At 69.9% G+C, this 26,236-nt stretch carries 19 protein-coding genes and 1 tRNA gene; 12 read left to right on the forward strand and 8 right to left on the reverse strand.

The annotated features are described in order from the left end of the window. Window positions 1-52: 52 nt before the first annotated feature. The 3 genes from U9J39_RS17520 to U9J39_RS17530 all read left to right on the forward strand — a co-directional run bounded on the left by U9J39_RS17520 (window position 53) and on the right by U9J39_RS17530 (window position 1,905). Window positions 53-128, forward strand: a tRNA-Phe gene (locus tag U9J39_RS17520). A 271-nt stretch (window positions 129-399) separates the two neighbouring features. Further along, on the forward strand, window positions 400-891 hold the full coding sequence (locus U9J39_RS17525) for a hypothetical protein (RefSeq protein WP_115678962.1): 492 nt from the start codon (window positions 400-402) through the stop codon (window positions 889-891). A gap of 297 nt (window positions 892-1,188) precedes the next feature. After that, entirely contained in the window at window positions 1,189-1,905 is a 717-nt protein-coding gene (locus U9J39_RS17530; protein ID WP_115711392.1) for an aquaporin, read from the forward strand. On the opposite strand, the gene U9J39_RS17535 is transcribed toward U9J39_RS17530, so the two are convergent. Next, window positions 1,889-3,532, reverse strand: a complete 1,644-nt coding sequence (locus U9J39_RS17535) for a carbohydrate porin (RefSeq protein WP_326347637.1) — start codon at window positions 3,530-3,532, stop codon at window positions 1,889-1,891. The genes U9J39_RS17530 and U9J39_RS17535 overlap by 17 nt on opposite strands. A 501-nt stretch (window positions 3,533-4,033) precedes the next feature. Between U9J39_RS17535 and U9J39_RS17540 the strand changes: the two genes are divergently transcribed. From U9J39_RS17540 to dinB, 3 genes are all read left to right on the forward strand, one after another. After that, complete coding sequence (locus U9J39_RS17540) at window positions 4,034-5,170, forward strand: TRAP transporter substrate-binding protein (RefSeq protein WP_115678957.1); 1,137 nt, start codon at window positions 4,034-4,036, stop codon at window positions 5,168-5,170. A gap of 150 nt (window positions 5,171-5,320) precedes the next feature. Next, window positions 5,321-6,226, forward strand: a complete 906-nt coding sequence (gene rarD, locus U9J39_RS17545; RefSeq protein ID WP_115678956.1) for an EamA family transporter RarD — start codon at window positions 5,321-5,323, stop codon at window positions 6,224-6,226. 64 nt (window positions 6,227-6,290) lie between these two features. Next, window positions 6,291-7,370: a DNA polymerase IV gene (gene dinB, locus U9J39_RS17550; protein ID WP_326347638.1), complete on the forward strand. Its 1,080-nt coding sequence runs from the start codon at window positions 6,291-6,293 to the stop codon at window positions 7,368-7,370. A 75-nt stretch (window positions 7,371-7,445) separates the two neighbouring features. Here the strand turns inward: dinB and U9J39_RS17555 are convergent, their stop codons facing one another. Further along, entirely contained in the window at window positions 7,446-8,444 is a 999-nt protein-coding gene (locus tag U9J39_RS17555) for a DUF2272 domain-containing protein (RefSeq protein ID WP_115681346.1), read from the reverse strand. Between the two features lie 241 nt (window positions 8,445-8,685). Continuing rightward, complete coding sequence (locus tag U9J39_RS17560; protein ID WP_012354324.1) at window positions 8,686-8,964, reverse strand: HU family DNA-binding protein; 279 nt, start codon at window positions 8,962-8,964, stop codon at window positions 8,686-8,688. A 1,143-nt stretch (window positions 8,965-10,107) separates the two neighbouring features. Between U9J39_RS17560 and U9J39_RS17565 the strand changes: the two genes are divergently transcribed. Beyond that, window positions 10,108-10,623, forward strand: coding sequence for an SET domain-containing protein (locus tag U9J39_RS17565; protein ID WP_012354323.1), 516 nt, complete (start codon window positions 10,108-10,110; stop codon window positions 10,621-10,623). Window positions 10,624-10,648: 25 nt separating this feature from the next. On the opposite strand, the gene U9J39_RS17570 is transcribed toward U9J39_RS17565, so the two are convergent. The 4 genes from U9J39_RS17570 to phhA all read right to left on the reverse strand — a co-directional run bounded on the left by U9J39_RS17570 (window position 10,649) and on the right by phhA (window position 14,680). After that, window positions 10,649-12,340 carry a sensor histidine kinase gene (locus U9J39_RS17570; RefSeq protein WP_115711388.1) on the reverse strand — a complete coding sequence of 564 codons (1,692 nt, stop codon included), beginning with the start codon at window positions 12,338-12,340 and terminating at the stop codon, window positions 10,649-10,651. Window positions 12,341-12,408: 68 nt separating this feature from the next. After that, entirely contained in the window at window positions 12,409-13,113 is a 705-nt protein-coding gene (locus U9J39_RS17575; protein ID WP_012354320.1) for a response regulator transcription factor, read from the reverse strand. Between the two features lie 150 nt (window positions 13,114-13,263). After that, window positions 13,264-13,563 (reverse strand): 4a-hydroxytetrahydrobiopterin dehydratase, encoded by a 300-nt coding sequence (locus U9J39_RS17580; protein ID WP_240987632.1) that lies wholly within the window; start codon window positions 13,561-13,563, stop codon window positions 13,264-13,266. 187 nt (window positions 13,564-13,750) lie between these two features. Beyond that, window positions 13,751-14,680, reverse strand: a complete 930-nt coding sequence (gene phhA / locus U9J39_RS17585) for a phenylalanine 4-monooxygenase (RefSeq protein WP_326347639.1) — start codon at window positions 14,678-14,680, stop codon at window positions 13,751-13,753. 170 nt (window positions 14,681-14,850) lie between these two features. Between phhA and U9J39_RS17590 the strand changes: the two genes are divergently transcribed. The 5 genes from U9J39_RS17590 (at window position 14,851) to U9J39_RS17610 (ending at window position 25,467) form a co-directional block, all read left to right on the forward strand. Further along, the gene (locus tag U9J39_RS17590; RefSeq protein ID WP_115711382.1) at window positions 14,851-15,336 is read left to right on the forward strand and encodes an Lrp/AsnC family transcriptional regulator; all 486 of its coding nucleotides are present in this window, start codon (window positions 14,851-14,853) and stop codon (window positions 15,334-15,336) included. Window positions 15,337-15,430: 94 nt separating this feature from the next. Continuing rightward, window positions 15,431-21,502, forward strand: a complete 6,072-nt coding sequence (locus U9J39_RS17595; protein WP_326347640.1) for an MG2 domain-containing protein — start codon at window positions 15,431-15,433, stop codon at window positions 21,500-21,502. Next, entirely contained in the window at window positions 21,499-22,203 is a 705-nt protein-coding gene (locus U9J39_RS17600) for a lysoplasmalogenase (RefSeq protein WP_326347641.1), read from the forward strand. The genes U9J39_RS17595 and U9J39_RS17600 overlap by 4 nt, the downstream gene beginning before the upstream one ends. Next, window positions 22,200-24,419 (forward strand): penicillin-binding protein 1C, encoded by a 2,220-nt coding sequence (gene pbpC / locus U9J39_RS17605; RefSeq protein ID WP_326347642.1) that lies wholly within the window; start codon window positions 22,200-22,202, stop codon window positions 24,417-24,419. Before U9J39_RS17600 ends, pbpC begins: the two co-directional genes overlap by 4 nt. A gap of 94 nt (window positions 24,420-24,513) precedes the next feature. Further along, window positions 24,514-25,467, forward strand: coding sequence for a delta(1)-pyrroline-2-carboxylate reductase family protein (locus U9J39_RS17610; protein ID WP_326347643.1), 954 nt, complete (start codon window positions 24,514-24,516; stop codon window positions 25,465-25,467). Here the strand turns inward: U9J39_RS17610 and U9J39_RS17615 are convergent, their stop codons facing one another. Beyond that, the gene (locus U9J39_RS17615) at window positions 25,468-26,112 is read right to left on the reverse strand and encodes a TetR/AcrR family transcriptional regulator (RefSeq protein WP_116311916.1); all 645 of its coding nucleotides are present in this window, start codon (window positions 26,110-26,112) and stop codon (window positions 25,468-25,470) included. It lies immediately after the preceding gene. Window positions 26,113-26,236 lie beyond the last annotated feature (124 nt).

Below are 26,236 nucleotides of genomic sequence, written 5' to 3' on the forward strand. Positions count from 1 at the left end.
CCTACATGACGCTTGACTGGTCCCAAAAGACCAGTTATAGTTTCGCTTCTTTGGCCCGGTAGCTCAGTCGGTAGAGCAGAGGATTGAAAATCCTTGTGTCGGCGGTTCGATTCCGTCCCAGGCCACCAGAACAGGAAAAGCCCGGCTCTTGCAGCCGGGCTTTTTGCATTGGGCGGCCAGTCAGTGTGGCTGCCGTGCCGCCCGCGCTGGCGCCGACGCGACGCAACACCCAATCCAGAAGTAAAAATCTTCTACTTGGCAGCCGATCCATGTCTCTCTAGGATGCCCAGACGCACCGCCACCAGGCGGGACGGGCCAGGCCGGCCAAGCCGCATTGCAACGCGCAGCCATAACGCGGATACCCCGGCCCCGCGCCGATACTTTCTTACCGGGGGTTGGATGGACACACTGATCGGGACGGACAAGCACTGGCCGCCGCAGACCGCGGCCGGCGAGCGTGGCTTGTGGAAGAGCACCGTGGCGGCGGCCAGCCAGGCGCTGGGGGCGGCGGGGCGGATGCAGCAGGCGGTGTCGCAGACGCTGAAGCTGCAGAACAAGATCCGCGCGCTGCGCGACGAGCTGCATCAGATGGAAGCCGAGCGCGATGTCTACCGCGAGCTGCACGCGCGCACGGTGGAAGAGCTGCACCAGGCCATCGACCGCAGCCCGGCGGAGATCAAGCGGCTGCGCGCCGAGGCCGAGGCCATGCAGGTGCGCCATCGCGCCTACAAGCTGCTGGTGCAGCACTACATGCGCATCGGCACGCCGATCGATCCGGCTGTGTTTGCCGAGCAGCGCAGCCGCGTGCAGCAGCACATCCTGTTCCAGCGCCGCAAGGGCATCCCGGTGGCGAATATCGTGGTCGAGGATATTGCCTTCCTGTTGCGCTGAATGGCGCTGAACGGCGCGATTCGAAACCCGGCGTCAGCACACAACATCGCCAGCGCGCATTGACGCGCCCGGGCCGCGGCGGAACACTGTCGCGACCGCGCGCGCAGCCGCTGCGCCGCGGCGTTGCCCTGCTCAGGGCAACGACCTGCCACCGTTCGAGGCGTCGTCTCAGGCGACGTTGTCTACCTTGTTGCTGCGCGCTGTCCCCATCGTTTCCGCTACTGGTCCTGATAAAAGTCCACGGGCGTGCCTTGCTCCCGCCCATGCTTCGCGCCGCTGCGCCGGCGCAGCGCAGCGATGAGTACGCTGGCGCGCCGCCTGGTGGCGGAAGGACTCGGCACCGCGCTGCTGGTGGCGATCGTGGTCGGCTCGGGCATTCGTGCCGAGCGCCTCGCCGCCGGCGATACCGCGCTAGCGCTGCTGGCTAACTCGCTCGCCACCGGCGCCGGGCTGGTGGCCTTGCTGGTGTCGCTGGGGCCGGTCTCGGGCGGGCATTTCAACCCGGTGGTGAGCCTGTCGGCCCTGGTGCAGGGCGTGCTGGCGCCGCGCGACGCGCTGCGCTATGTGCTGGTGCAGCTGACGGGCGGCGTCTGCGGCGTGCTCGCGGCGCATGCCATGTTCGGCGAGCCGGCACTGGCATGGTCGGCGCAGAGCCGCACCGGCGCGTCGATGTGGTGGAGCGAGTTCGTGGCCACCTTCGGCCTGGTCGGCGTGGGCATCGGCACGCTGCGCAGCCGCCCGCAGCTGGTGCCGTTCGTGGTGGCCGGGTATATCACCGCGGGCTACTGGTTCACGTCGTCGACCTCGTTCGCCAATCCCGCGCTGACGCTGGCCTGCGCGCTGACCGATACCTTCACCGGGATCCGGCCGCAGGACGTGCCGGGTTTCATGCTGGCGCAGATCGGCGGCGGGCTGGCGGCCACGCTGCTGTTCCACTGGCTGTTTCGCAAACCCGCCGCGGTGACATCGGCTCCGGTCAGGGTGACTAGCGGCGCAACTACCAGCGCCGATTGAGCTGCACGCCGAAGATCGAGCCGCTTGGCTGCGACGCCCACGCGTCGGCCGGCGCGGTGTAGCCGATGCCATCCACATCGCTGGCGCGGCTGTAGGTGTAGAAAGCGCGCAGGTTGGCATTGCCGGCCGACTTGCCCAGCGTCAGCGTCGGCGCCACCGTCAGCGCGGTGCGCTGGCCGCTGACGCCAAAGCCGGACGAGATCTGGTCGTGCGACACCTCGAAGTTCAGCCGGAACTGGCTGCTGGCGACGTACGCGGGACGCAGGCGCGTGGTGGTCCATTGCAGCGTGCCGACCGGCGAACGGTCGAACTGAAGGCTCTGCTCGACCGCACCGCTCAGCCCCCAGCGGCTCTTCCATTCGATCGAATCGGCCACCCGCGTGCGCGACAGCGACGGTCCCATGCCGGTATAGCCGGTCATGGCGTTGCGTGAACCCGAGCCGAACTGCACCCCCAGCCGGTTGGTGCCGAACAGCACGCCTTTCTGCTCGTGCAGCGCCGACGCCCACCACGCCCCGCCCGAGTCTTCCACCAGCGGCTGGGCTTCCACCCGCGTGAAGCCGAGCTGGACCGAACCCTGTTCATTGGTGGGGATCGGCGCGGTGCGCAGCGAGTGGTAGCTGGGCAGGTTCTGGCCGTTCGAGTCGGCGCGGGCGGTGTACTGGTAGCTCAGGCCGATATCGCCGATCAGCCTGGCGTTGTCCACGCCGAAGCGCATCGCCGTCGAATTGGGCGGCAATAGCCCGGACGACATCAGGAACGGCGCGTTGTCGCGCCGGCCGGCCCACATGGTGGCGCCGTCCAGCACCGCCAGCCCGCTCACCGCCGTATAGAACTGCGGCACCAGCGCATAGGGATCGATCGCCGCCGGGCGGCCATTGACGGTGGTGGCATCCGTGCCGCGCGCCTGCGCGATCAGCATCACCTGGGCGCCGCCGTCGAGGTCCAGCACCGACTCGCGGATCCGGACCTCGCCCGTGCTGCGGCAGGCCAGCCCGCTGCCGATGCCGGTGGACAGCGCACCACCGGGGCAGGCGCGCATGGTGGACGGGCGATCCTCGACCGCGGCGCGTCCGCTGTAGCTCAGGCGCCACACGGACTCGCCCGCCGGGTCATCGGCGGGCAGCTGGGAATGCAATACCGGCGGCGCGTCCGACGGCGTGCCGGCGTCCGCCGCGCCTTGAGCCGGGGCAGGGCGCGCCTCGGCCTGGAACTCGCCAAGCCTGGGCGGGAACAGCACCAGCGGCGGTGGCGGCGGGGCCGGGGGTTCGGGTGGGCCGACCAAGTCGGGTTCGACCGGCGGCAGGGCCGCGGCGACGCTGGTGTCCGCCGAAGCGGGTACGGTGACGCTCGCCGCGGGCGCCGCGTCGCCGGCGATCAGCGCGGCGAGCGGATCCTCGGTGGTGGCCGGCGCGGGCGCTTGCGCTGTTTCGGCGGTCGCCAGCGCTGGGGCGGGTGCCGCCGCTGACGCAGTGACGGTTGCCGGCACCACTGGCCGCGGCGCGATGCGCGGCGGCTGCAAGGCTGCCGCGGATTCGTCAGCGCTCGTCACCGGAGCGCTGGTTTGCGCGCATGCCACCAGACCCCAGGCGGCCAGCACCGCAAAGCCGACGCGGCGCAGCGGCACGCGCCGGCCTGCGCAAGCGCCAGGCGGCTTCAGGGGGGGTCGACGAGAACAAGCAGGCAATTGGTACGGCAACGGGGCGATTCAGCGGGCAACCACGATATCCGGCAGGCAGGGCTCCGGAGGCGGGACTGTTTTTTATCAGCCGAGACCATTTGACCGCAAGCCGGGTTACAAAATCCATCACACCGTGCGGCGTCTCACAATACGAAAAACAGCGGAAATGACGCAATCGACTAGCGAAAACCCGCACTTGCGCGGGGCCCCGTGCCGAAAGGGCCACCGCTATAATCGGCTGGCTTGTCTTTCGGGTAAGACAGCCCTCGGCCGCGCGCGCGGGTCCAGCGCCGGGCATGCGGGGCACGCCGCCGTGCCCGTTCGCCACAGGCACAGCGCTGCGCAGGCTGCCGTACCCCGGCGGCCGGTGCGTCACGGTCCGGCGCGCGGCCTCATGCAAGCCGTGCGCCCGCATCCGAATCAATATCTATAAGAGGAGAAGTGGAGATGGAACGTCGTTCCTTTCTGTTGAAAGCGTCGGCCGTGGCTGCCACCGGGGCACTGGCCGCGTGCGGCAAGGGTGAAGAGAAGGCAGCGCCTGCCGCCGCCAGCGGCCCGGCCGCGCCGGCCGTAGTGGGCAGCAACCCCGCCGTGGAATGGCGCCTGGCCTCGAGCTTTCCCAAGTCGCTCGACACCATCTACGGCGGTGCCGAGCTGCTGTCGGCCCGTGTCAAGGAACTGACCGACGGCAAATTCAACATCAAGGTCTTTGCCGCCGGTGAAATCGTGCCGGGCCTGCAGGTGCTGGACGCGGTGCAGAACAACACCGTGCAGATCGGCCACACCGCCGGCTACTACTACTTCGGCAAGAACCCGACGCTGTGCTTTGACACCACCATCCCGTTCGGCCTGACCGCACGCCAGCAGAACGCCTGGATGATGCAGGGCAACGGCATGAAGCTGATGCGCGAGTTCTTCAAGGAATACAACGTCGTCAACTTCCTGGGCGGCAACACCAACGCGCAGATGGGCGGCTGGTTCCGCAAGGAAATCAAGACCGTGGCCGACCTGCAGGGCCTGAAGTACCGCATCGCCGGGTTTGCCGGCGTGGTGCTGTCGCGCCTGGGCGTGGTGCCGCAGCAGATTGCCGGCGGCGACATCTACCCCGCGCTGGAGAAGGGCACCATCGACGCGGCCGAGTGGGTGGGCCCGTACGATGACGAGAAACTGGGCTTCTACAAGGTGGCGCCGTTCTACTACTACCCGGGCTGGTGGGAAGGCAGCGCGCAGCTGTCGTTCTACGCCTCGGCCAGCGAGTTCGAGAAGCTGCCGGCGCTGTACAAGCGCGCGCTGGAAACCGCCACCATCGAGGCGCACACCAACATGATGGCCAAGTACGACACGGTCAACCCGCAGGCGCTGGCGCGCCTGCTGGAAAACGGCGTCAAGCTGCGCCCGTTCTCCAAGGAGATCATGGAAGCCTGCTTCAAGGCGACCCAGGAGTCCTACGCCGACGAAACCGCGAAGAATCCGTCGTTCAAGAAGATCTACGACGACTGGCGCGTGTTCCGCAACAACCAGGCGGCCTGGTTCAACGTGGCCGAGCAGGGCTACGCCCAGTTCAGCTTCGCGCGCAAGCTTTAAGCCGCGTGGCGCCCGGGCAACCGGGCCCGCCGCAAAACCCCATGGTCCCCCGGGAGCATGGGGTTTTTTGTTGGCGGCGCCCGCACGCGGGGCGCGCCGGCGGGGATGGCGCGGCCCCGGTAGAATCGCCGGCATCGATTGGAAAACCTTATGCAACTCGGCATTCTCTACGCCCTGCTGGCGTACCTCATCTGGGGCCTGCTCCCGCTCTACATCAAGTCGCTTCCCGGCATCGCCCCGATGGAGATCCTGCTGCACCGGATGGTGTGGTCGCTGGTCTTCCTGGGGCTGATCCTGGCCTGGCGCCGCCAGTGGGCGTGGCTGGGCCAGGTGGTCAGGGACCGGCGCCTGTTGCTGTCATTTGCCGCCAGCGCGGCGCTGCTGTGCGCCAACTGGTTCCTGTATATCTGGGCGGTGTCGGCCAACCGCGTGGTCGACGCCAGCCTGGGGTATTTCATCAATCCGCTGTTCAGCGTGCTGCTCGGCGTGGTGTTCCTGCATGAGCGCCTGCGCCGGGTGCAATGGCTGGCGATCGCGGTGGCGGCCGCCGGCGTGGCATGGCTGACGGTGGCGGCAGGACAGCTGCCGTGGATCGCGCTGGGCCTGGCCGCCAGCTTTGGCGGCTACGGGCTGCTGCGCAAGACCGGTGCGCTGGGCGCGCTGGAAGGGCTGTCGCTGGAAACGCTGCTGCTGTTCCCGCTGGCCGCGGCGGCGCTGGGCTGGCTGTTCGCCACCGGCCAGGACAGCTTTACCCACGCAGCGCCGGGTACGCAGTGGCTGCTGTTGCTGGCCGGGCCGGTGACGGCGGTGCCGCTGCTGTTCTTTGCCGCCGGCGCACGGCGCATTCCGCTGTCGCTGCTGGGGCTGCTGCAGTACACCGGTCCGACCCTGCAACTGCTGCTGGGCGTGTGGCTGTGGCACGAGCCGTTCCCGGCGCAGAAGCAGGTGGGCTACGCGCTGATCTGGCTGTCGCTGGCCTTGTATGCGGCCGAAGGACTGTGGATGAATGCGCGGCAGAAGCCCGCTGGCATCCAATCTATCAATGAGACGACCTGAAAATCGATATCAGACATTTATCCCGTTGATAATCCGCAGATAGCCGCTCCGCATCCCGGCCCCAATGTCCGCCCCGCCTGACGCCACTGCCGCGGTCCAGCGCAAGATCATCCATTGCGACTGCGACTGCTTCTACGCCTCGGTCGAAATGCGCGACGACCCGTCGCTGCGCGGCCGGCCGATGGCCGTGGGCGGCGCGCCAGACCGGCGCGGGGTGATCGCCACCTGCAACTACGAAGCGCGTGCCTACGGCGTGCGCTCGGCGATGGCGTCGGCGCAGGCGCTCAAGCGCTGCCCGGACCTGCTGATCGTGCGCCCCGCGATGGACAAGTACCGCGAGGTCTCGCGCCGCATCTTCGCGATCTACCGCGAATACACCGCGCTGGTCGAGCCGCTGTCGCTGGACGAGGCCTACCTCGATGTCAGCCTGTGCACGCACCATGCCGGCAGCGCCACCCGCATCGCCGAAGAGATCCGCCAGCGCGTGCGCGAGGAAGTCGGGGTGACCGTGTCGGCCGGCGTCGGCCCCAGCAAGTTCGTCGCAAAGATCGCCAGCGACTGGAACAAGCCCGACGGCCTGTTCGTGGTCCGGCCCGCCGCGGTCGATGCCTTTGTCGCCGCGCTGCCGGTCGAGCGCATCCATGGCGTGGGCAAGGTCACCGCGGCCAAGCTGCGCCGGCTGGGGGCCGAGACCTGCGGCGACCTGCGGCCGTGGTCGCCGGACCGCCTGCATCGCGAGTTCGGCGTGTTCGGGGCGCGGCTGTACAAGCTGTGCCGCGGCGTCGACGAGCGCGCGGTCACGCCCGAGCGCGAGCGCAAGTCGATCAGCATGGAAGAGACCTATGCCGACGACCTGCCCGACCTGCAGGCCTGCCTGGCCGAGCTGGAACCGCTGATCGCCATGCTGGAGGCGCGCATCGCGCGCGCCCAGGCGCACGACACCATCGACAAGCTCACGGTAAAGCTGCGCTTCTCCGACTTCCGGCAGACCACGGTGGAATGCCGCGGCCATGCCCCGGACCGCGGCGTCTATGCACGGCTGCTGGCCGAGGGCCATGCGCGTCGGGGCTTGCCGGTGCGGCTGCTGGGGGTTGGGGTGGGCACGAGCGACCGGGATACCGCGCAGCTGGAGTTGTTCGATTGATCGCTGGTTTATTTACGTGATTTATCAGCAATGAAGAACTAAGCGCGGGTCGATAATTCCCATCGATAAACCGGCTTACTGCAGGTCGTTGCGCATCACCAGCAACCACGGCATATGCGAGTTGGTGATCCCGTCGAGCCGACCCGAATCGCCCAGCTCGATCTCTTCCATCGATACCGATTGCTGGACGTTGCCGCCGATGGCCCGCACCACGCGCGCCGCCGGATCCACGGCGACCACGATGTCGCAATGCATCGGCGTAGTGCCGAAACCGATCTCGGCGATGTCCTCGAGATAGCGGTCACGGCCGCGACCGGCGCAGATGATGTCGCCGGGGCGGGGCATCGCCGGCACGGGCTCGATGCGGAAGGCGGGGCGGGGCAGGATGCCGTCGCGGGCGTCGACCACGTACATCGAGTGCGACTGGCCAGTCAGGAACTGGCGCTCGTCCAGCCCCGCCTTGCGCAACACCCATGACACAAAGACCGCCGACCAGGCCCAGGCGCCCTGCGTGACCTGCCTGCAGCTGGGCGTTTCGCCGACGATGCCCCAGTAGCGGCGCGCCAGCGTGCAGCCCAGCGGCGTGGCCTCCATGCCGGTGCCGTCCGGGAAAGAAAGGCAGCTGGCTGCCGGCGGCGGGTTGCCGTTGGTCTTGGACTCGGTATCGGTGGTGGCCACGGCGGGCGCTGCGGCGTCGGTCGGGGACGCCAGCGGCAGCTCGGGAGGCAATTCCGGCGCCGGCACCGGACTGTAGGTCACGCAAGAGGTGTCGTCGCGGCCCAGCCGCACCACCTGTCCGCCCCAGCGGGCCCATTCCTTGGTGGCGATCTCGACGATGCGCTCGCGCGGCGTGGCGCCCGGGCTCGTCACCGGCCGCTCGGTGTCCGGCAGCGCCCGCGCTTGCGGCCGGGCCGGTTCGATAACGGTGGTGCAGGCGCTCAGCAGCGCCAGCAGCGCGGCCGCGCCGGCGGCGCGCAGCGGCGCACGCGCCTGTGGAGAACGCTGTGGAATCGGCTGTGGAAAGCGTTGTGCATAACGCTGTGGAGATCTGCGGCGCTGCGGACGGGCAAACATGTTGGCCCCACATGGCACGGCGCCCGGCATGGCGAGTTCTGGCCAAGGCTGGACGCCTGTTGGAAGACTTGGCGCGCGATCGCCCAGGCGCGGAGCGGGCGATGCGGCGGATACTGCAGGATATTCAGGTCACGACTGTGGATAACGTCCCCCGCCTGGCGCGCGCCTGCGCCCTCGGGCACCGGGGCGGCGGCATGGCGGGGTCAGGCAATGCCGGGCTCTGCAGTGCAGCCCGTCGGGATCACTGGTTGACAGCGTCCTTGAACTTCTGGCCCGCCTTGAACTTCACGGTCTTGGCGGCTTCGACCTTGATTTCTTCACCGGTACGCGGGTTGCGCGCCATGCGCTCGCCACGCTCGCCCTTGCTGAACGTGCCAAAGCCGATGAGGCTCAGCGTGTCACCCTTGGCCACAGCGTCCATGATGGCCGACAGGGTCACGTTCAGTGCCTGTTCCGCCTTGGCCTTGGTCAGACCGTCCACCCCGGCTGCGATAGCGTCGATCAGTTCGGTTTTCGTCATGCTTCACTCCGTATCGAGTTGATAAAACACAGGCGTCCGCGGCCGGGCGGCCAGGCTGGCACCGCTCCGGCAAAGACGCCGCGGGCCACATGATACCGTGTCGGACAAGGCGCACCGGGAACAGATTGTTACCTGGCAGTTTCCGCAAGGCCGCGCCAGTACGGGGCTGGAGGCAAATCGCACTCGCTGGAAGGGGGTCCGCCGTCGGCGGGATAGCGGCGCAAACGGCAAATGCGCGGCAAATCCCGTACCTCACGGAACCTGGCTGCCGCGATCGGTGTAGCACGGTATACCCGCATGCCAGGCGCCTTCAGAAGGCCGCTGACAGCCCGGAGATCCGTTCCGAGGGTCTGGGCACCCTCGAGCTCCTGAACGGGCAGGAGGCGCTATACGGGCTGCAACGCATCCAACTGCACTATGGTGCATGCCCAGAAGCAAGTTTCCGCCGGCCTTGCCCGGCGTTATTCGGCGCATGCATGGACCCTCGATCCCACCGAACCGAGATCCGCCGGCATCCGCGTATACCGCGATAGCGGTCCCGCTGCCCGGTATACGGCATCGGCGGTATACGCGGCGCCCGAACGGGCAAACAGAAAGTCTCTCGCAAACCCGCCGTTTACGCCTGTCGCCTTTCGAACGATGCCGCGGGCCTGGGATCGTTCTTTCGGTTTACCTTTTTCTTTCATGTATACAGATAGTAGTAGTAGGTAAACACCCGCAGCCGCTGTGGAAAACCCCGTAAACATCTTTGCCTTCAAGGGTTTACGTAAACGAGAAGTGGTCTCATCGAATGTTGGCCGAAGTGGAAGACTCCGCCCAATGGATGAGGGGTGGGCCGAACCCCCTCCGACTTATGCCCGAGGCGTCCCCATGCCAGCCCCAGGCAGCCCACACCCAATCCGCGTGCTTGTCCACAGATCGGGGCGGGGTTATCCACATGCGGGGTGGTAAACGGGCGCGGCGTATACCGGGTGCGCGACACGGCGGGGAGGGGATGTATACGTCGTTCGTGCCGGCTGCAGCCACGCACGTCAGCGTTGCCACGTATACGTGTCGCGGTCGCCCCGGTATCATCCCCGATCGCGCCGGGCGGCCGGCACCGGCCACCACCCAGGCACAACAGGCGAAAGCACGGAAAGGCAAATGGCGGACAAGGCAAAGCGCAAGGCAGCGGGCGAGGGCAGCAAGAAAACGGCGAGCGACCGGATCGAGGTGCGCCAGTCAGGCGTGCACGGCAAGGGCGTCTATGCCATCGCCCCGATTGCCGAGGGCGAGCGCGTGATCGAATACAAGGGCGAGCACATCTCGTGGAAGAAGGCGCTGGAGCGCCATCCGCACGATCCCAGCGATCCCAACCACACCTTCTACTTCAGCCTGGACGACGGCAGCGTCATCGACGCCAAGTACGGCGGCAACCGCGCGCGCTGGATCAACCACGCCTGCGAGCCCAACTGCGAGGCGCGCGAAAAGAAGGGCCGCGTCTTCATCCACGCGCTGCGCGACATTGCCCAGGGCGAGGAGCTGTTCTATGACTACGGCCTGGTGATCGACGCGCGCTATACCGCCAAGCTGAAGAAGGAATTCGAATGCCGCTGCGGCAGCCCGCAATGCCGCGGCACCATGCTGGCGCCGAAGGAAAAGAAAAAGAAAGCCAAATAAGGCCGCTACCCGCGCAGCCAGGGGTTCAGGCCACCGACCCTGCCGGCTCGCACGGGATCCGGATCACGAAGCGCATCACCGCGCGCCGCTCGGGCGTGCTGTCCGTGACGGAAGGTTGTGTCGCAGCGCCTGGCGCTGGCGGCACGTCCTCGATGCGGATGCTGCCGTGGTGCAGGGTCACGATCTCATGCACGATGGCCAGCCCCAGGCCGGCGCCGCCCGCCTGGTCGGCGCGGCCGCCGCCGGGCTCGGGGGCGCGGTCGCCGCGGAAGAAGCGCTTGAACACCTCCTCGCGCCGCTGCGGCGGGATGCCGGGGCCGTTGTCTTCCACCATCACCACCGCCATGCCGCGGTGGCCCATGGCCTCGCCGCCGGCGCGCACCGTGATGCGCCCGCCCGACGGCACGTATTTCACCGCATTGTCGATCAGGTTGGACAGCGCCTCGCGCATCAGCAGCCGGTTGCCGCGCACCACCGCCGGCGCGCTGCCGGTGAAGGTGGGGCCGGGCAGGATCTCGAAGCCCAGGTCGATGCGGCGCGCCAGCGCCTGCGGCACCCATTCGGCGCCGATTTCAAAGGCCAGCTCGGCCAGGTCGAAGTGTTCCACCGGCCCCAGCCGTTCCAGCGACAGCCCCGGCTCGGCCCGCGCCAGCGACAGCAGCTGGTTGGACAGCCGCACCGCGCGGTCGGCTGCGGTCTGCACCTCGCGCAGCGCATGGCGGGCCACTTCCAGCGAATCGGCGGTCTGCGCCCGGTCGGCATGCAGCTTGACCGCGGTCAGCGGCGTGCGCAGCTGGTGCGCGGCATCGGCAATGAACTTGCGCTGCGCGTCGAGCGCGTCGCGCAGCCGCGCCAGCAGCGCGTTCAGGCCGCGGATCAGCGGCGCCACCTCGGCCGGGACCTGGGTTTCGTCCAGCGCCGCCAGCGAGCGCGCGGTCTGGCGGTTGAGCTTGTCGGCCAGGATCTGCAGCGGCACCAGTTCTTCCTTGAGCACGTGCGACAGGATCAGGCTGCCGACCAGCAGCAGCAGGATCAGCGGCACCGACACCGACAGCAGGATCTCGTTGGCGGCGGTCTCGCGCCGGTCCAGCAGTTCCGCCACTTCCACCACGATGGGCCCGCGCGCGGGCTTGCCGGCCTCGCTGGTGCCAAGCTCGTCGACTGCGGCGCTGGGCAGCATCACCGGCAGCCGTACCGCGCGCACCTGGCGTCCGCTGAACCAGGCGTAGAACAGCCGCGCGTCGTGCAGCGTGGTCTGGCCGGTGCCGTACCCCAGCCAGGTATCCATGCCGCCGATCAACCCGTCGGGACCGTGGATGCGCCAGTAGATGCGGTCGGTGCCCTCGGCCTCGACCAGCGTCTGCGCGATCATCGGGATGTCCTGTTCCAGCCGCGGGCCGGCGATGCGGATCTGCTGGGCGATATTGTTGGCCACCCCGTACAGCGCGCGGTCGAACACCTGCGTGGTGTAGTGCGCCGCCAGCCAGTAAGACAGCGAGCCGCTGGTCAGCACCAGCGCGAACAGCGGCGTGGCCAGTGCGCGCAGCAGGTGCACGCGCAGGCTGATGTTGGAGCCGGGGCGGGCGGCCTGGCGCGGCGATGCGGGCGCGGCGCCGCCGGTGTCAGCCGCAGCGGAAGCGGGAGGCACATTGCGCGTTGCAATGCGCGAGGCGGTGCGCCAGGAGACTCGAGAGGAGGTGCGGGAGCGGGGCCACATTGCCGGTTGGGCCTGGGACAGCGCCGGGGATCAGCGTGCGCCGGGCGGCGCAAGCGGCAGGAGCGCTTTCATTGTCCGGCGCGGATCTGCAGCAGGTAGCCGAAACCGCGCACGGTCACGATCTCGACGTCGCTGTCCTCGAGCTTCTTGCGCACGCGGTGCACGTAGACCTCGATCGCGGTGTCGCCGACGGTATCGCCGCCTTCGCCGGCGGGGTGGGCAAAGGTGGCCAGGTGGTCCTGCAGCTGGGCCTTGCTGACCACGCGGCCCTGGCGTTGCAGCAGCAGCTCCAGCACCGCGAACTCGCGCGGCGACAGCTCCAGCGGGCGCGCGTCGATAAACATGCGGCGATCGTTGCCGGACAGCCGCAGCCGGCCCAGGCGCACGTCGCGCTCGGGCGCGGCCTCGCCATGCTGGCTGCGGCGCAGCAGCACGCGCACGCGCGCTTCCAGTTCCGGCAGCGCGAAGGGTTTGATCAGGTAGTCGTCGGCGCCCGCGTTCAGGCCGGAAAGCTTGTCTTCGAGCTCGTCGCGCGCGGTCAGGATAATGACCGGGGTGGTGCGGTTGCGGGCGCGGTAGCGCGCCAGCAGCGTCATGCCGTCGATACCGGGCAGGCCCAGGTCGAGGATGACCAGGTCGTGCTGCTCGCGCAGCAGGTGTTCGGTGGCATAGACGCCGTCGTGGACGACGCGTACCTGGTGGCCGGCGCGGGACAGGCCGGCTTCGACGCCGCTGGCAATCTGGCGGTCGTCCTCGATCAGCAGGATACGCATGGCGGCAGCTCGGGAAGGACGTTGGGCATGGCAGGCAGGAAAAGGCCCCATGGCACACACGGCGGTGCGGGCCTGCCGCAGATTGTACTAGGCGCCGCCCCGCGCTTCCTTACGGTTAGCCTACAGCCGCCCGCCAGGGCGGCCGCGCCATCAGTTGGTCACCGCGTCGGCGGCGCGCTCGATGAAGTGGGCCAGGTCGATGTCGCGCTGGGTCAGGCCGTTGGCGTCGTGCGTGGACAGCGTGATGTCGACCCGGTTGTAGACGTTGAACCATTCCGGGTGGTGGTCGGCCTTCTCGGCCTGGATTGCCACGCGCGTCATGAAGCCGAAGGCGGCGTTGAAGTCGTGGAAGGTAAAGCGCTTGAAGATCGCATCGCGGTCGGCGACGGTGGTCCAGCCGGGCAGGTCGGCGAGCAGCGTGGCACGGGCTTGCGGGGACAGAGGGGTCATGGTGGGCTCGATCTGGTTCTGGGAAAAAACGAAGGCCGCGCAGTGCGGCGGATGCGCACCATGCGGACAGCCGGCCCGCCCGCGCCTGGGCGGCGGGCATGCCGGCATTGTTTCACAAAGCGGGGAATGGGGCAGGGCGGGGCAGCGGTGTGGCAGGCCGCCCCGGGGTTTGCGCGCGCGCGCCGGATCAGATGTCTTCGGTATCGGCCCAGCCTTCACGGGTGCCGGCGTTGAGCACGAGGTCGCCCTCGGCGATGTCGCCCGCGCCCAGCGTCGGCTGCGCGCGCAGGGCTTCGTACAGCGGCGCGAAATCCGGGCGCGTGGCGTCGAACAACTGCTCGAAGCTGTCGATCACGAAGTAGGTCTTCTGGAAGGTGTCGATGCGGTAGCGCGTGCGCATGATGCGGCGCACATCGAAGCCGATCCGGTTCGGGCTGGCCGAGTCCAGGCTGTAGATCGACTCGCCCTGGCTGGAGACGATGCCGGCGCCGTAGATGCGCAGTCCCTGCTCCGTGCGGATCAGGCCAAACTCGACCGTGTACCAGTACAGGCGCGACAGCATGTCGAGCGCGCCCAGGCCGGCCGCCTTCAGGCCGCCCTTGCCGTAGGCCTCCATATAGTCGGCAAAGACCGGGTTGATCAGCAGCGGCACATGGCCGAACACATCGTGGAAGCAGTCGGGCTCCTGCAGGTAGTCGAGCTGCTCGGGCTTGCGCATCCACCAGCTGGCCGGGAAGCGGCGGTTGGCCAGGTGGTCGAAGAAGACCTCGTCGGGCACCAGCCCGGGCACGGCCACGACCTGCCAGCCGGTGGCGCGCATCAGGGTTTCGTTGAGCTGGTCGAAATCCGGCACGCGGTCCTTTTCCATGCCCAGCGTGGCCAGACCCTGCAGGAATTCGTCGCTGACGCGGCCGCGCAGCATCTCGGCCTGGCGCTCGTACAGCTTGCGCCAGATGGCGTGGTCGATGCTGGTGTAGCGGTGCACCGGCTGGGCGATGGTGAAGTCCGGGCGCAGTTCCTGGCCCGACAGCAGGCCGGCGTCGAACTGTTCCTTGAGTTTGTCGGTCAGGGTGCCCTGGAAGGCGCCGGGGGCTTCGCTGGCCATGGCGATGGACATAGTGCTGGTGTCTCCTGGAATGCGCGCTGGCTGCATAGGCGCCAGCATGGATGCGGATTTACTGCGTAGTTTAGGCGCCGGAAGCCGCAAACTGTCCGCATAGTCCGCTCGATTTCGATGGATCATGCATATAATGCGCATTCATGGATTGAGATATGCGGGATTTGTGTATGGCGGCCCATAGTGTTTCCCTCGATGCGTATGACCTCGCCCTGCTGAGCGCGCTGCAGGCCGACGGCCGCACCACGCACCAGCAGCTGGCCGAGCGCGTGCACCTGTCGCCCAGCCAGGTTGGGCGCCGGCTGGCGCGGCTGGAAGCCGACGGGGTCATCACCGGGTACCGCGTCACCCTGTCGTCGCAGGCGCTTGGTTTGGGCGTGGTGGTCTTTGTCAGCGTCAAGCTGGCGCATCACGGCGATACCATCATCGAGCGCTTCCGCGAAGAGATCCTGCTGCTGGAAGAGGTGCAGGAGTGCTATTCCGTCGCCGGCGAGGCCGACTACCTCATCCGCGTGGTGGTGCCGGACCTGCCCACGCTGGCCGAATTCACCATGAAGCGGCTGATGCGCGTGCCCGGCGTGGAGAGCGTGCGTTCGAACATCGTGCTGACCGCGATCAAGTGCGAGGGGCCGCTGCCGCTGTCGCACCTGCGTTGAAACGCTGGCCGGTGCGCGGCGGCCTTGCGCTCTTGTGGCGTGCGTGTCACCCTCGCCGGGTGCCGCAAACGTGGCGGGAACGGAGGATGGCAGGATGAAGGGAATCGTCGCCCGAGCCGATCGGGGTCTTGGCAGTTCGCTACGGCAATCGCACCTGGCGCGGGCATCCGCGGCGGTGGCCCTGGTGGCCGCGCTGACCAGCCTGGCCGGCGGCGCGCTGGCCGCGCAGGTGAGCCGGTTCTCGCCGGAAGGCACGGTGGGGCAGGTGCGCCAGGTGGCGATCCGCTTCGACGAAGCCATGGTGCCGATGGGCGATGTCCAGGCCACGGCACCCGCGGCGGTTTCCTGTACCGGCGCCAGCACCAGCGGCCAGGCCCGCTGGATCGACGCCAAAAACTGGGTTTACGACTTCGCCAGCGACCTGCCGCCAGGGGTGCGCTGCACCGTGCGCATGCGCGCCGGCCTGCGCAGCGAGGCCGGCAATGCCTATGCCGGCAAGGCCGAATACCGCTTCGAGACCGGCGGCCCGACCGTGGTCTCGAGCCGGCCTTCTGGCGGCGAGATCGAGGAAGACCAGGTCTTCGCCCTGCGCTTCAACGGCGCCGCCACCGCGGCCTCGGTGCGCGAGCACGCCTGGTGCCAGGCGCAGGGGCTGGGCGAGCGCATTCCGGTGCGGCTGCTGTCCGGCAAGGAGCGCGAGGCCGTGCTCGAGGCCATCCGCTGGGATCGCCTGGCCAAGCCGGTGCCCGATGCGGTGCACCTGCTCGCTTGCCAGCAGCGGCTGCCGGCCGCGGCGCGGGTGCAGCTGGTGCTGGGCGCGGGCATTGCCACGCCGTCGGGCGTTGCCACGCGCGAGGAACGCCGCTTCGACTACACCGTGCGCGAGCCGTTTACCGCCAGCTTCAGCTGCGAGCGCGAACACGCGCAGTCACCTTGCACGCCGCTGCGGCCGATGTCGGTGACCTTCTCCGCGCCGGTGCCGCGCAAGCTGGCCGAGAGTGTGGTGCTGAAGACCCCGTCCGGTCCGCGCGCGCCGCAGTTCGACCCCGACCTGGCGCCAGACGCCAGCGTCAGCGCGCTCACCTTTGCCGCGCCGTTCGCCGAGAAGGCGCAGTTCACCATCGAGGTGCCGCGCAAGCTGCAGGACGACAGCGGCCGCGCGCTGGCCAATGCGGACCTGTTCCCGCTCAAGGTGGCCACGGCCTCGATGCCGCCGCTGGCCAAGTTTGCCGCGGCGCCGTTCGGCGTGGTGGAGCGCTTCGGCGAGCTGCCGCGCGGCAAGTCGGCGCAGGACTACCCGCCGCTGCTGCCGGTGACGCTGCGCAATGTCGAAGCTGACCTTGCCGTGCGCGGCGTGCAGGCCCGGGCTGGTACCGTAATGAAGCTGCGCGTCGACGACGACGCCGCCGTGATGCAGTGGCTGGGCCTGGTGCGCCGCCTGCACGAGGCCAGCTATACGCGCGGCGAGCTCGACGCCGTGCTGGCGGGCCGCTCGCCGTACCGCGTCAACAATCCGCGCAACGCGGTGTCGATCGAAACCCGCTCGGTGTCGCTGCTCGAGCGGGCCTCCGGCGTGCAGAAGCTGGCGGTGCCGAAGCCGTCGGGCGATGCACCGCGGCCGTTCGAGGTGGTCGGCATCCCGTTGCCGGAGCCCGGCTTCCATGTGGTCGAGATCGCCTCGCCGATGCTGGGCGAGGCGCTGCTGGGCAAGCGCGCGCCGATGTACGTGCGCACCGCGGCGCTGGTCACCAATCTGGGCGTGCATTTCAAGCTGGGCCGCAGTACCGGCAACGAGGATGACGGCAGCCGCAGCGGGGTGGCCTGGGTCACCGCGCTGGATGACGGCAAGCCGGTGCGCGACGCCGCGGTGGCGGTGCGCGACTGCAGCGGGCGCCTGCTGGGTGAAGGCCGTACCGATGCCGGCGGCGTGGCGCGCTTTGCCAGGCTCGCCGCGGCGCCGGAGAGCGCCTGCGACCAGAACGGGCTGTCTGGCTACTTCGTTTCCGCCCGCATCGCCGCGACGCACCAGCAGGCACGCGGCAAGGCCGACATGGCCTTCGTGATGTCGGACTGGAACCGCGGCATCGAGAGCTGGCGCTTCAACGTGCCGACCGACACCAGCGCCACGCCCACCGTGCGCGCCCACACCATCTTCGACCGCACCCTGCTGCGCGCCGGCGAAACCGTGTCGATGAAGCACCTGATCCGCGCCGAGACCGCGCAGGGCTTTGCCTTGCCGCCGGCGAGCCGTCCGCTGCCCACGCGCGTGACCATCCGCCATGAAGGCAGCGGCCAGAGCTACGAGCTGCCGCTGCAATGGCGCCAGACCGCGACCGGCGGACGCAGCGCGGAAAGCACCTTCCAGGTGCCCGCGGCGGCCAAGCTCGGGGTCTATACGGTCGAGCTGGAGACGCAGAAGGCCGAGGGCGCGCACGACGACGGCGGCGCCCGCAGCTACACCAGCGGCAGCTTCCGGGTCGAGGCCTTCCGCCTGCCGGTGCTGGCCGGCACGCTCCAGGTAGCGGGCAAGGCCGGCCCGGTGGTGGCGCCGGCCGAACTGCCGGTCGGGGTCGAGATCCACTATCTGTCCGGCGGCGGCGCGGCCGGGCTGCCGGTGCGCGTGTCCGCGCTGCTGCGCGACAAATACGTGAGCTTCCCCGGCTACGACGAGTTCTCGTTCACGCCGCCGCGCGCGCAGCGCGAGAGCGGCGGCGACGAGGAGATGGACGAAGACCAGCAAGGCGATGCCAGTGCCGACGGGCAGCAGCTGGTCGCCGACAAGCTGCCGCTGACGCTGGACAAGAACGGCAATGGCAGCGTGACGCTGCGCAAGCTGCCCAAGACCGACGCGCCGCGCGACCTGGTGCTCGAGGCTGGCTTTGCCGATCCCAACGGCGAGATCCAGACGCTGCGCCAGAGCGTGCCGGTATGGCCGGCGACAGTGGTGGCCGGCATCCGCACCGAGGCTTGGGTGTCGGTGAAGCAGAAGCTGGCGGTGCATGGCGTGGTGCTGGACGTCAACGGCAAGCCGGTGGCGGACGCGCCGGTCAAGATCAACGCGCGCGCCCGCATCACCACCTCGGCGCGCAAGCGCGTGGTGGGCGGCTTCTACCGCTATGACAACCGCACCGAGACGCGCGACCTCGGCACCGTGTGCGAAACCCGCACCGATGCGCAGGGGCGCGCGCGCTGCGAGGTGACGCTGGAGCAGGCCGGCCAGATCGAACTGGTGGCGAACGCGCGCGACAAGGATGGCCGCACCGCGCAGGCCGCCACCACGGTGTGGGTCACGCGCCAGGGCGAGCTCTGGTTCGGCGGCGAGAACCATGACCGCATCGACCTGCTGCCAGAGAAGAAGTCCTACGCGCCGGGCGACACCGCGGTGTTCCAGGTGCGCATGCCGTTCCGCCACGCCACCGCGCTGGTGGCGGTGGAGCGCGAAGGCATCTACCAGACCGAGGTGGTGGAACTGCACGGCAGCGATCCGACCGTGCGCGTGCAGGTCAAGCCGGAGTGGGGGCCCAATGTCTACGTGTCGGTGCTGGCCTTGCGCGGGCGCCTGCACGAGGTGCCGTGGTATTCGTTCTTCAGCTGGGGCTGGCGCCAGCCGGGCGAGTGGTGGCGCGCGTTCCGCAGCGAAGGGCGCGAGTATGCGGCGCCGACCGCGCTGGTCGACCTGTCCAAGCCGGCCTTCCGGCTGGGGCTGGCCGAGATCCGCGTCGGCAATGCCGGCCACCGGCTCGACGTCGCGGTGACCCCGGACAAGACCAGCTACCCGGTGCGCGGCAAGGCGCGCGTGGCGATCCAGGTCAGGCTGCCCGACGGCAAGCCCGCCGCCAACGGCGAAGTCGCGCTGGCCGCGGTGGACCAGGCGCTGCTGGAACTGATGCCCAACACCAGCTGGGACCTGCTCGACGCGATGCTGCAGCGGCGCGGCTACGGCGTGGAAACCTCGACCGCGCAGATGGAAATCATCGGGCGCCGCCACTATGGGCGCAAGGCGGTGCCGGCGGGCGGCGGCGGCGGCAAGAGCCCCACGCGCGAGCTGTTCGACACGCTGCTGGTGTGGAACCCGCGCGTGCAGCTCGATGCCGAGGGCCGGGCCAGCGTCGAGGTGCCGCTCAACGATTCGCTCACCAGCTTCCGCATCGTCGCGGTGGCGGACCTGGGCCTGGGCCGCTTCGGCACCGGCAGCGCCACCATTGCCGCCACGCAGGACCTGCAGGTGATCTCAGGCCTGCCGCCGCTGGTGCGCGAGGACGACCGCTACCGCGCCATGTTTACGCTGCGCAATACCACCAGGCGTGCGATGACGGTGCAGGCCAGCGCGCGCGGCACGCTGCTCGGCAATGAAGCCGGCCTGCCCGCGCAGACCGTGCAGATTCCCGCGGGCGAAGCGCGCGAGATCGGCTGGGACGTGACCGCGCCCTGGCTGCTGGCCTACGCGCGCAGCGGCACCGTGATGTGGGAGGTGCAGGCCAGCGAGCAAGGCGCCGGAGGCGCTTCCGACCGCATCAAGGTATCGCAGCAGATCGTGCCGGCGGTGCCGGTCACGGTGCAGCAGGCCACGCTGGCACAGGTGGCGCCGTCGCTGTCGATCCCGGTCAAGGCGCCGCCGGGCGCGCTGGCCGACCCGGCCGGCAAGGTGCGCGGCGGGGTGCAGGTCAACTTCCAGTCGTCGCTGGCAGGCGGCATGCCGGGGGTGCGCGAGTGGTTCCGCAACTACCCGTTCACCTGCCTGGAGCAGCGCGCCTCGAAAGCCATCGGCCTGAACGACGGCGCCGCCTGGGAGGCGCTGATGGCGCAGCTGCCGTCCTACCTCGATGCCAACGGCCTGGCCTCGTACTTCCCGCTGAACAGCGACAGCGACCACGGCAGCGAAGTGCTGACCGCCTACCTGCTGGCGGTGACCGACGAGGCCGCGCGCGCCGGGCAGGCGCTGCGCATTCCCGACGCGCAGCGCGCGCAGATGGAGCGCGGCCTGGCCGACTTCGTCGAGGGCCGCATCCGCCGCGACAGCTGGTCGCCGGCAGGCGGCACGCAGTACCTCGAGGTGCGCAAGCTGGCCGCGCTCGAGGCGCTGTCGCGCACCGGCCACGCGCAGGCGCGCATGCTCGGATCGATCCAGATCCTGCCGGCGCAATGGCCGACCTCCGCGCTGCTGGACTGGACCCTGCTGCTGACGCGCGTGCAGGACATCCCGCAGCGCGAACAGCGCCTGGCCGAGGCGCAGCAGCTGCTGCGCTCGCGCCTGACGGTGCAGGGCACGCGCCTGGCGTTCTCCACCGAGCGCAACGACAACTGGTGGTGGATGATGGCCGGCGGCGACGTCAACGCCGCGCGCCTGCTGGCGCTGGCGTCGGAACTGCCGGGCTGGAAGGACGATGCGCCGCAACTGGCCACCGGGCTGCTGGGACGCCAGGTGCATGGCGCCTGGGGCACCACCACCGCCAATGCCTGGGGCATGCTGGCGGTGACGCGCTTTGCGCAGGCGTTCGAGAAGACGCCGGTGGCCGGCACCACGCGCGCCAGCATCAGCCATGCCGGCGACGCCGCGCGCAGTTTCGATTGGGCGCGCGCACAGCGCAGCGACGGCGTGGCGCAGGGCAGCGTCGAGCTGCCGTGGCCGGCTGGTGCCGAGGGCGGCACGCTGCAGGTGGAACAGGCCGGCGCCGGCCAGCCGTGGGCCACGGTGCGCGCCATGGCGGCGGTGCCGGTGACCGCGCCGCTGGCCGCGGGCTACCGCATCCAGCGCACCGTGACGGCGCAGGAGCAGGCGGTGCCGGGCAAGTGGTCGCGCGGTGACGTCTATCGCGTCAAGCTGGAGATCGATGCGCAGGCCGACATGACCTGGGTGGTGGTCAGCGATCCGGTACCCGCCGGCGCCACCATCCTCGGCAGCGGCCTGGGCCGCGACTCGGCCATCGCCACGCGCGGCGAGCGGCGCCAGGGCGCGGCCTGGCCGGCCTATGTCGAACGCACGCCGCAGGCCTACCGCGAGTACTTCGGCTACTTGCCCAAGGGCAAGGTCTCGGTCGAATACACGGTGCGGCTGAACAACGCCGGCGACTTCGCGCTGCCGCCAACGCGGGTCGAAGCGATGTACGCGCCCGACGTGTTCGGCGTGGCGCCCAATGCGCGGCTGGCGGTCGGGGCGCGCCCATGAGCTGGCTTTCCGCGATGATGCCGGCGCGCGTGCGCGAGTGGTGGCTCGCGGGCGCAATGGCCGGCCTCATCTACGGTGCGCTGCTGGTGCAGGTGGCGCTGGACCTGCCCGACGGCGCGCCGCTGACCGGGCATATCGCCATGCAGCCGGCATGGAAGACGGCGATGGCGGTGCTGCTGGCGCGCGCCGCGTGGTTCCATCGCGTGCCCGGCGAGCGCCGCTGGCTGGTCACGGCGCTGCTGTGCTCGGCGCTGGGCGATTTCCTGCTGGCGGTGCCGACGCTGTCGTTTTCGTTCGTCGGCGGGCTCGGCGCCTTCCTGCTGGCGCACCTGGCCTACCTGCGCCTGCTGGTGCCGCTGGCGGGCGACACCCGCCCGCACCGGCTGATTGCCTGCGGTGCCATGCTCGGCGTGGCGGGCACCATGCTGGGCCGCTTCTGGCCCAACCTCGGCACGCTCGCGGTGCCGGTGACACTGTACGTGGGCGTGCTGGCCGCCATGGTGTGCAGCGCGCTGGTGGCGCGCCTGCCCACGCCGCTGGCGGCGCTGGGCGCGCTGTGCTTTGCCGCGTCGGACCTGATGATCGGCATCGCGCGCTTTTTGGTGCCGTTCGAATCGTTCCAGCTCGGCATCTGGTGGGCCTACGCCGCGGCGCAGGTGCTGCTGGTGGCCGGGCTGGTGTCGGGACGCACGCAGCCATGACGCGGCGCCTGGCCCTGGTTGCGATGGCGACGGCGCTGGCCTGGCCGGCGCTGGCCGCGGCCTTGCCCACCTTCGCGCAGGTGCGCGCCGACTGGCGCAGCGCCGACGTGGTGGTGCTGGACCGCGACGGCGAGCCGGTGGGCCGTGTGCGCGACGACTTCGGCGCCCGCCGCGGCGACTGGGTGGCGCTGGCCGAGACCTCGCCCGCGCTGCGCACGGCCATCGTGCTGTCGGAGGACCGGCGCTTCTATGCGCACAGCGGCGTCGACTGGCACGGCGTGGCCGCTGCGGCCTGGGCCAACCTGTGGAACACGCGCACGCGCGGGGCTTCCACGCTGACGATGCAGCTGGCCGGACTGCTCGACGAGGACCTGCGCCGGCCCGGCGCGCCGGGGCAGGGGCGCAGCCTGACGCAGAAGCTGGGGCAGGCCGCCGGTGCCGCGGTGCTGGAACGCAGCTGGAGCAAGGACCAGATCCTCGAGGCTTACCTGAACCTGGTGCCGTTCCGCGGCGAACTGGTGGGCCTGTCGGCGATGTCGCAGGTGCTGTTCGGCAAATTCCCCGAGGGGCTCGATGCGCGCGAATCGGCGCTGGCGGTGGCGCTGGTGCGCGCGCCCAATGCGCGCGCCGCGCAGGTGGCCAGCCGCGCCTGCGGCATCCTGCGCGAGATGCGCCTGCCGCGCGAGTGCGACGGCCTGGAAGGCTTTGCGCAACTGGCGCTGCTGCGCACCGGCCCGGTGGCGCAGCGCGCCGCGGCGGCCGCGCCGTCGGCGGGGTTCCGGCAGCTGGCGCCGCACCTGTCGCGGCACCTGGTCGGCGAGACGCGCGCCCAGCTGCCGGCCGGCGCCGCCATGCCGGCGCGCATCGCGTCGACGCTCGACGCCCGCCTGCAGCGCGCTGCCGTGGCCAGCCTGGACCGCCACCTGCGCGAACTGGCCGGACGCAATGTCGAGGACGGCGCGGTGGTGGTGATCGACAACGCCAGCGGCGACGTGCTGGCCTACGTGGGCTCGTCCGGCACGCTGTCCGGCGCCGCACAGGTGGACCACGCGGCGGCGCTGCGCCAGGCGGGATCGACGCTCAAGCCGTTCCTGTACGAGCAGGCGCTCGAAGAGAAGCGGCTGACCGCGGCCTCGCTGCTCGATGACCGGCCGGTGAACCTGCCGGTCGGCGGCGGGCTCTACGTGCCGCAGAACTACGACCACCGCTATGCCGGCTGGGTCAGCCTGCGCGCGTCGCTGGCGGCATCGCTGAACGTGCCGGCGGTGCGCACGCTGGTGATGGTGACCCCGCACCGCTTCCACAAGCGCCTGGTGGCGCTGGGGCTGCCGCTGACCGAGGCGGGCGACTACTACGGCTACAGCCTGGCGCTGGGCAGCGCCGATGTGTCGCTGCTGGCGCTGACCAATGCCTACCGCGCGCTCGCCAATGGCGGCAGCTACGCGCCGCCGCGCTTGCGGCAAGGCGCGCCGGCCGTGCCGGCAAAGGTCGTGATGCAGCCCGGGGCCAGCTACCTGATCGCCGACATCCTGTCCGACCGCCACGCCCGCGCCCGCACCTTCGGCCTCGACAGCCCGCTCACCACGCGCTTCTGGACCGCGGTCAAGACCGGCACCAGCAAGGACATGCGCGACAACTGGTGCATCGGCTGGTCGCAGCACTACACCGTGGGCGTGTGGGTCGGCAACGCCAGCGGCGCCAGCATGCGCGACGTGTCCGGGGTGTCGGGCGCGGCCCCGGTGTGGCACGACGTGATGGAAGTCCTGCACCGCGCGCAACCAAGCCAGGCGCCGGCCATGCCTGCCGGCGTGGAGCGCGTGGCGCTGCGCTTCGACGACGGGCTGGAGCCCGCGCGCGATGAAGTGTTCCTGGCAGGCACCGCGGTCCGGCACGTCAGCATGGCGGCGCCCGCCGCGCGCCCGGGCGCGCCCGTGATCGCCACGCCGGCCGACGGCACCGTGTTTGCGCTCGATCCCGACATGCCGCCGGCCGCGCAGCGGGTGTGGTTCCATGCGCAGGGCGTGGCCGGCCAGTCGGCGCGCGCGGTCAGCTGGCGCATGGACGGCAAGCCGCTCGGGCGTGGCGGCGAGGTGGCGTGGCTGCCCTGGCCGGGCCGGCACCAGGTGGAGCTGCTCGATGCCGCCGGCAAGGTGGTGGACCGCATCGGCATCGAAGTGCGCGGCGCTTCGGTGCGCGCGCCCGCGGCCAGGCGCTGAGACCGGTATCGAAGTGTTCGGACCCGGTGCCGCGGCCAACGCCGCTGGCCGTGGGCAATAATGGCGCTTCGTTATATCCCGCAGGAGCCCGCGCATGTCCCTCGTTGCCCTCGATGCCGCCGCCACCGCGGCGCGCCTGCCGTATCCCGAACTGGCGCAAGCCATCGCCGACATGCTGGCCGAGCTGCGCGACGGCAGCGCCATGGCGCCGCCGCGCATCGCGCTGCCGGTCGGCGATGCGCAGCAGGGCGCGGGCACGCTGCTGGTGATGCCCGCGCGCAACCGCGGGCTGGTGATGACCAAGAACATCACCGTGCATCCCGGCAACCCGCAGCGCGGCTTGCCCAGCATCCTCGGCGAAGTGGTGGTGGCCGACGCGCATACCGGCGCGCGCATCGCCATGCTCGACGGTCCCACCGTGACGGGGCGGCGCACCGCGGCGGTGTCGCTGCTGGCGGCGCAGCGCTTTGCCGCGCGCCCGGACGGCGAGCTGCTGATCGTCGGCGCAGGGGTGCAGGCGCTGACGCACCTGGAGGCCTTCGTCGCCGGGCTGGGCGTGCGCCGGCTGTGGCTGCATTCGCGCACGCGCCACAAGGCCGAGGCACTGGCCGCGCATGCACGCACGCTGGGGGCGGAAGCGCAGGTGGCCGAATCGGTCGCGGCGGTGTTGCCGCGCGTGTCGATGGTGGTCACGGTGACGTCCAGCCGCAGCCCGGTGCTGCCGGACCTGGACAGCGGGCTCTGGCGTGACCATCACTTCATCGCCGCGGTTGGTGCGTTCCGGCCGGACATGTGCGAGCTGCCGCCGGCGCTTTGCCATGCCGCCGCGGACCATGGCCGTTTGCTGGCCGATACCCTGTTTGGCATCGAGGACGAGGCCGGCGACCTGCTGCAGGCCGGCATCGACTGGGCAGAGGTGCAGCCGTTCGAGAGTGCGATCCTGCAGGCCGACGCGATCCGCGCGCGCACCGGCAGCCCGCTGGTGTTCAAGAGCGTGGGCTATGCGCTGTGGGACCTGGCCGCGTGCGTGCTCGCCAGCCGCGCCTGATCAACGCTCGCGGTCGCGCTCGCGCAGCCAGTCGCCGAACAGTTCGCGCGCCGGCGCCAGGAAGGCGGCGATCGGTTCGCTGCGGTCGCTGGCATACCAGTGGCAGTAGCAGCCGTGGATGGTGGCGATCATCAGGCGCGCCATCGACGCAGGCAGCGGTCGGCCGGGGGCCGACAGCGCCGCCACCAGGTCTTGCACGTGGCTGTCCCAGCTGCGGCGGATTTCCTCGCGCACGCTGGCCGGCACGCTGCCTGAGAAAAGCAGCGCCAGCACCACGCCCTTGGCTTCGGGATTGGCGGTGAGGTAGTCGGCGACCCGGTCGAAGCTGTTTTCGAGCCGGCGTGCCGCGGTCCTGCCCTGGTGCGGTTCGGCGCCCAGCGCTTCGCCGATCTGTCGGAACAGGCTGGTGGCGGCCTCCGCCAGCAGCATCTCCTTGCTGCCGAAATGCCAGAGCAGGCTGCTCTTGGCCACGCCGGCCTCGGCGGAAATCTGGTCGAGCGTTACCTCGGCATAGCCGTGCGCGCTGATCAGACCGCGCGTGACCGCGAGTACCCGTTCGCGGGTTTCCAGCCCGCGGCGGTTCTTGGCGACCGGCGCGGAAGGGGTGGGAGCGGCGAGCTCGGAGGACTGGCGGATCGAAGGCATGGGCGGGGGCGGCAAGTGGAGCGGGACCCGGCCAACGACGGCAGGCGGGATCCGCGGCAGGGCTCTATTTGACGGCAGGGCTCTATTTGACAGTAGACGAGGTCTGCCAGCAAACTCTGGAATT

Source organism: Cupriavidus sp. SS-3, from assembly GCF_035818815.1.
Lineage (GTDB): Bacteria > Pseudomonadota > Gammaproteobacteria > Burkholderiales > Burkholderiaceae > Cupriavidus > Cupriavidus taiwanensis_C.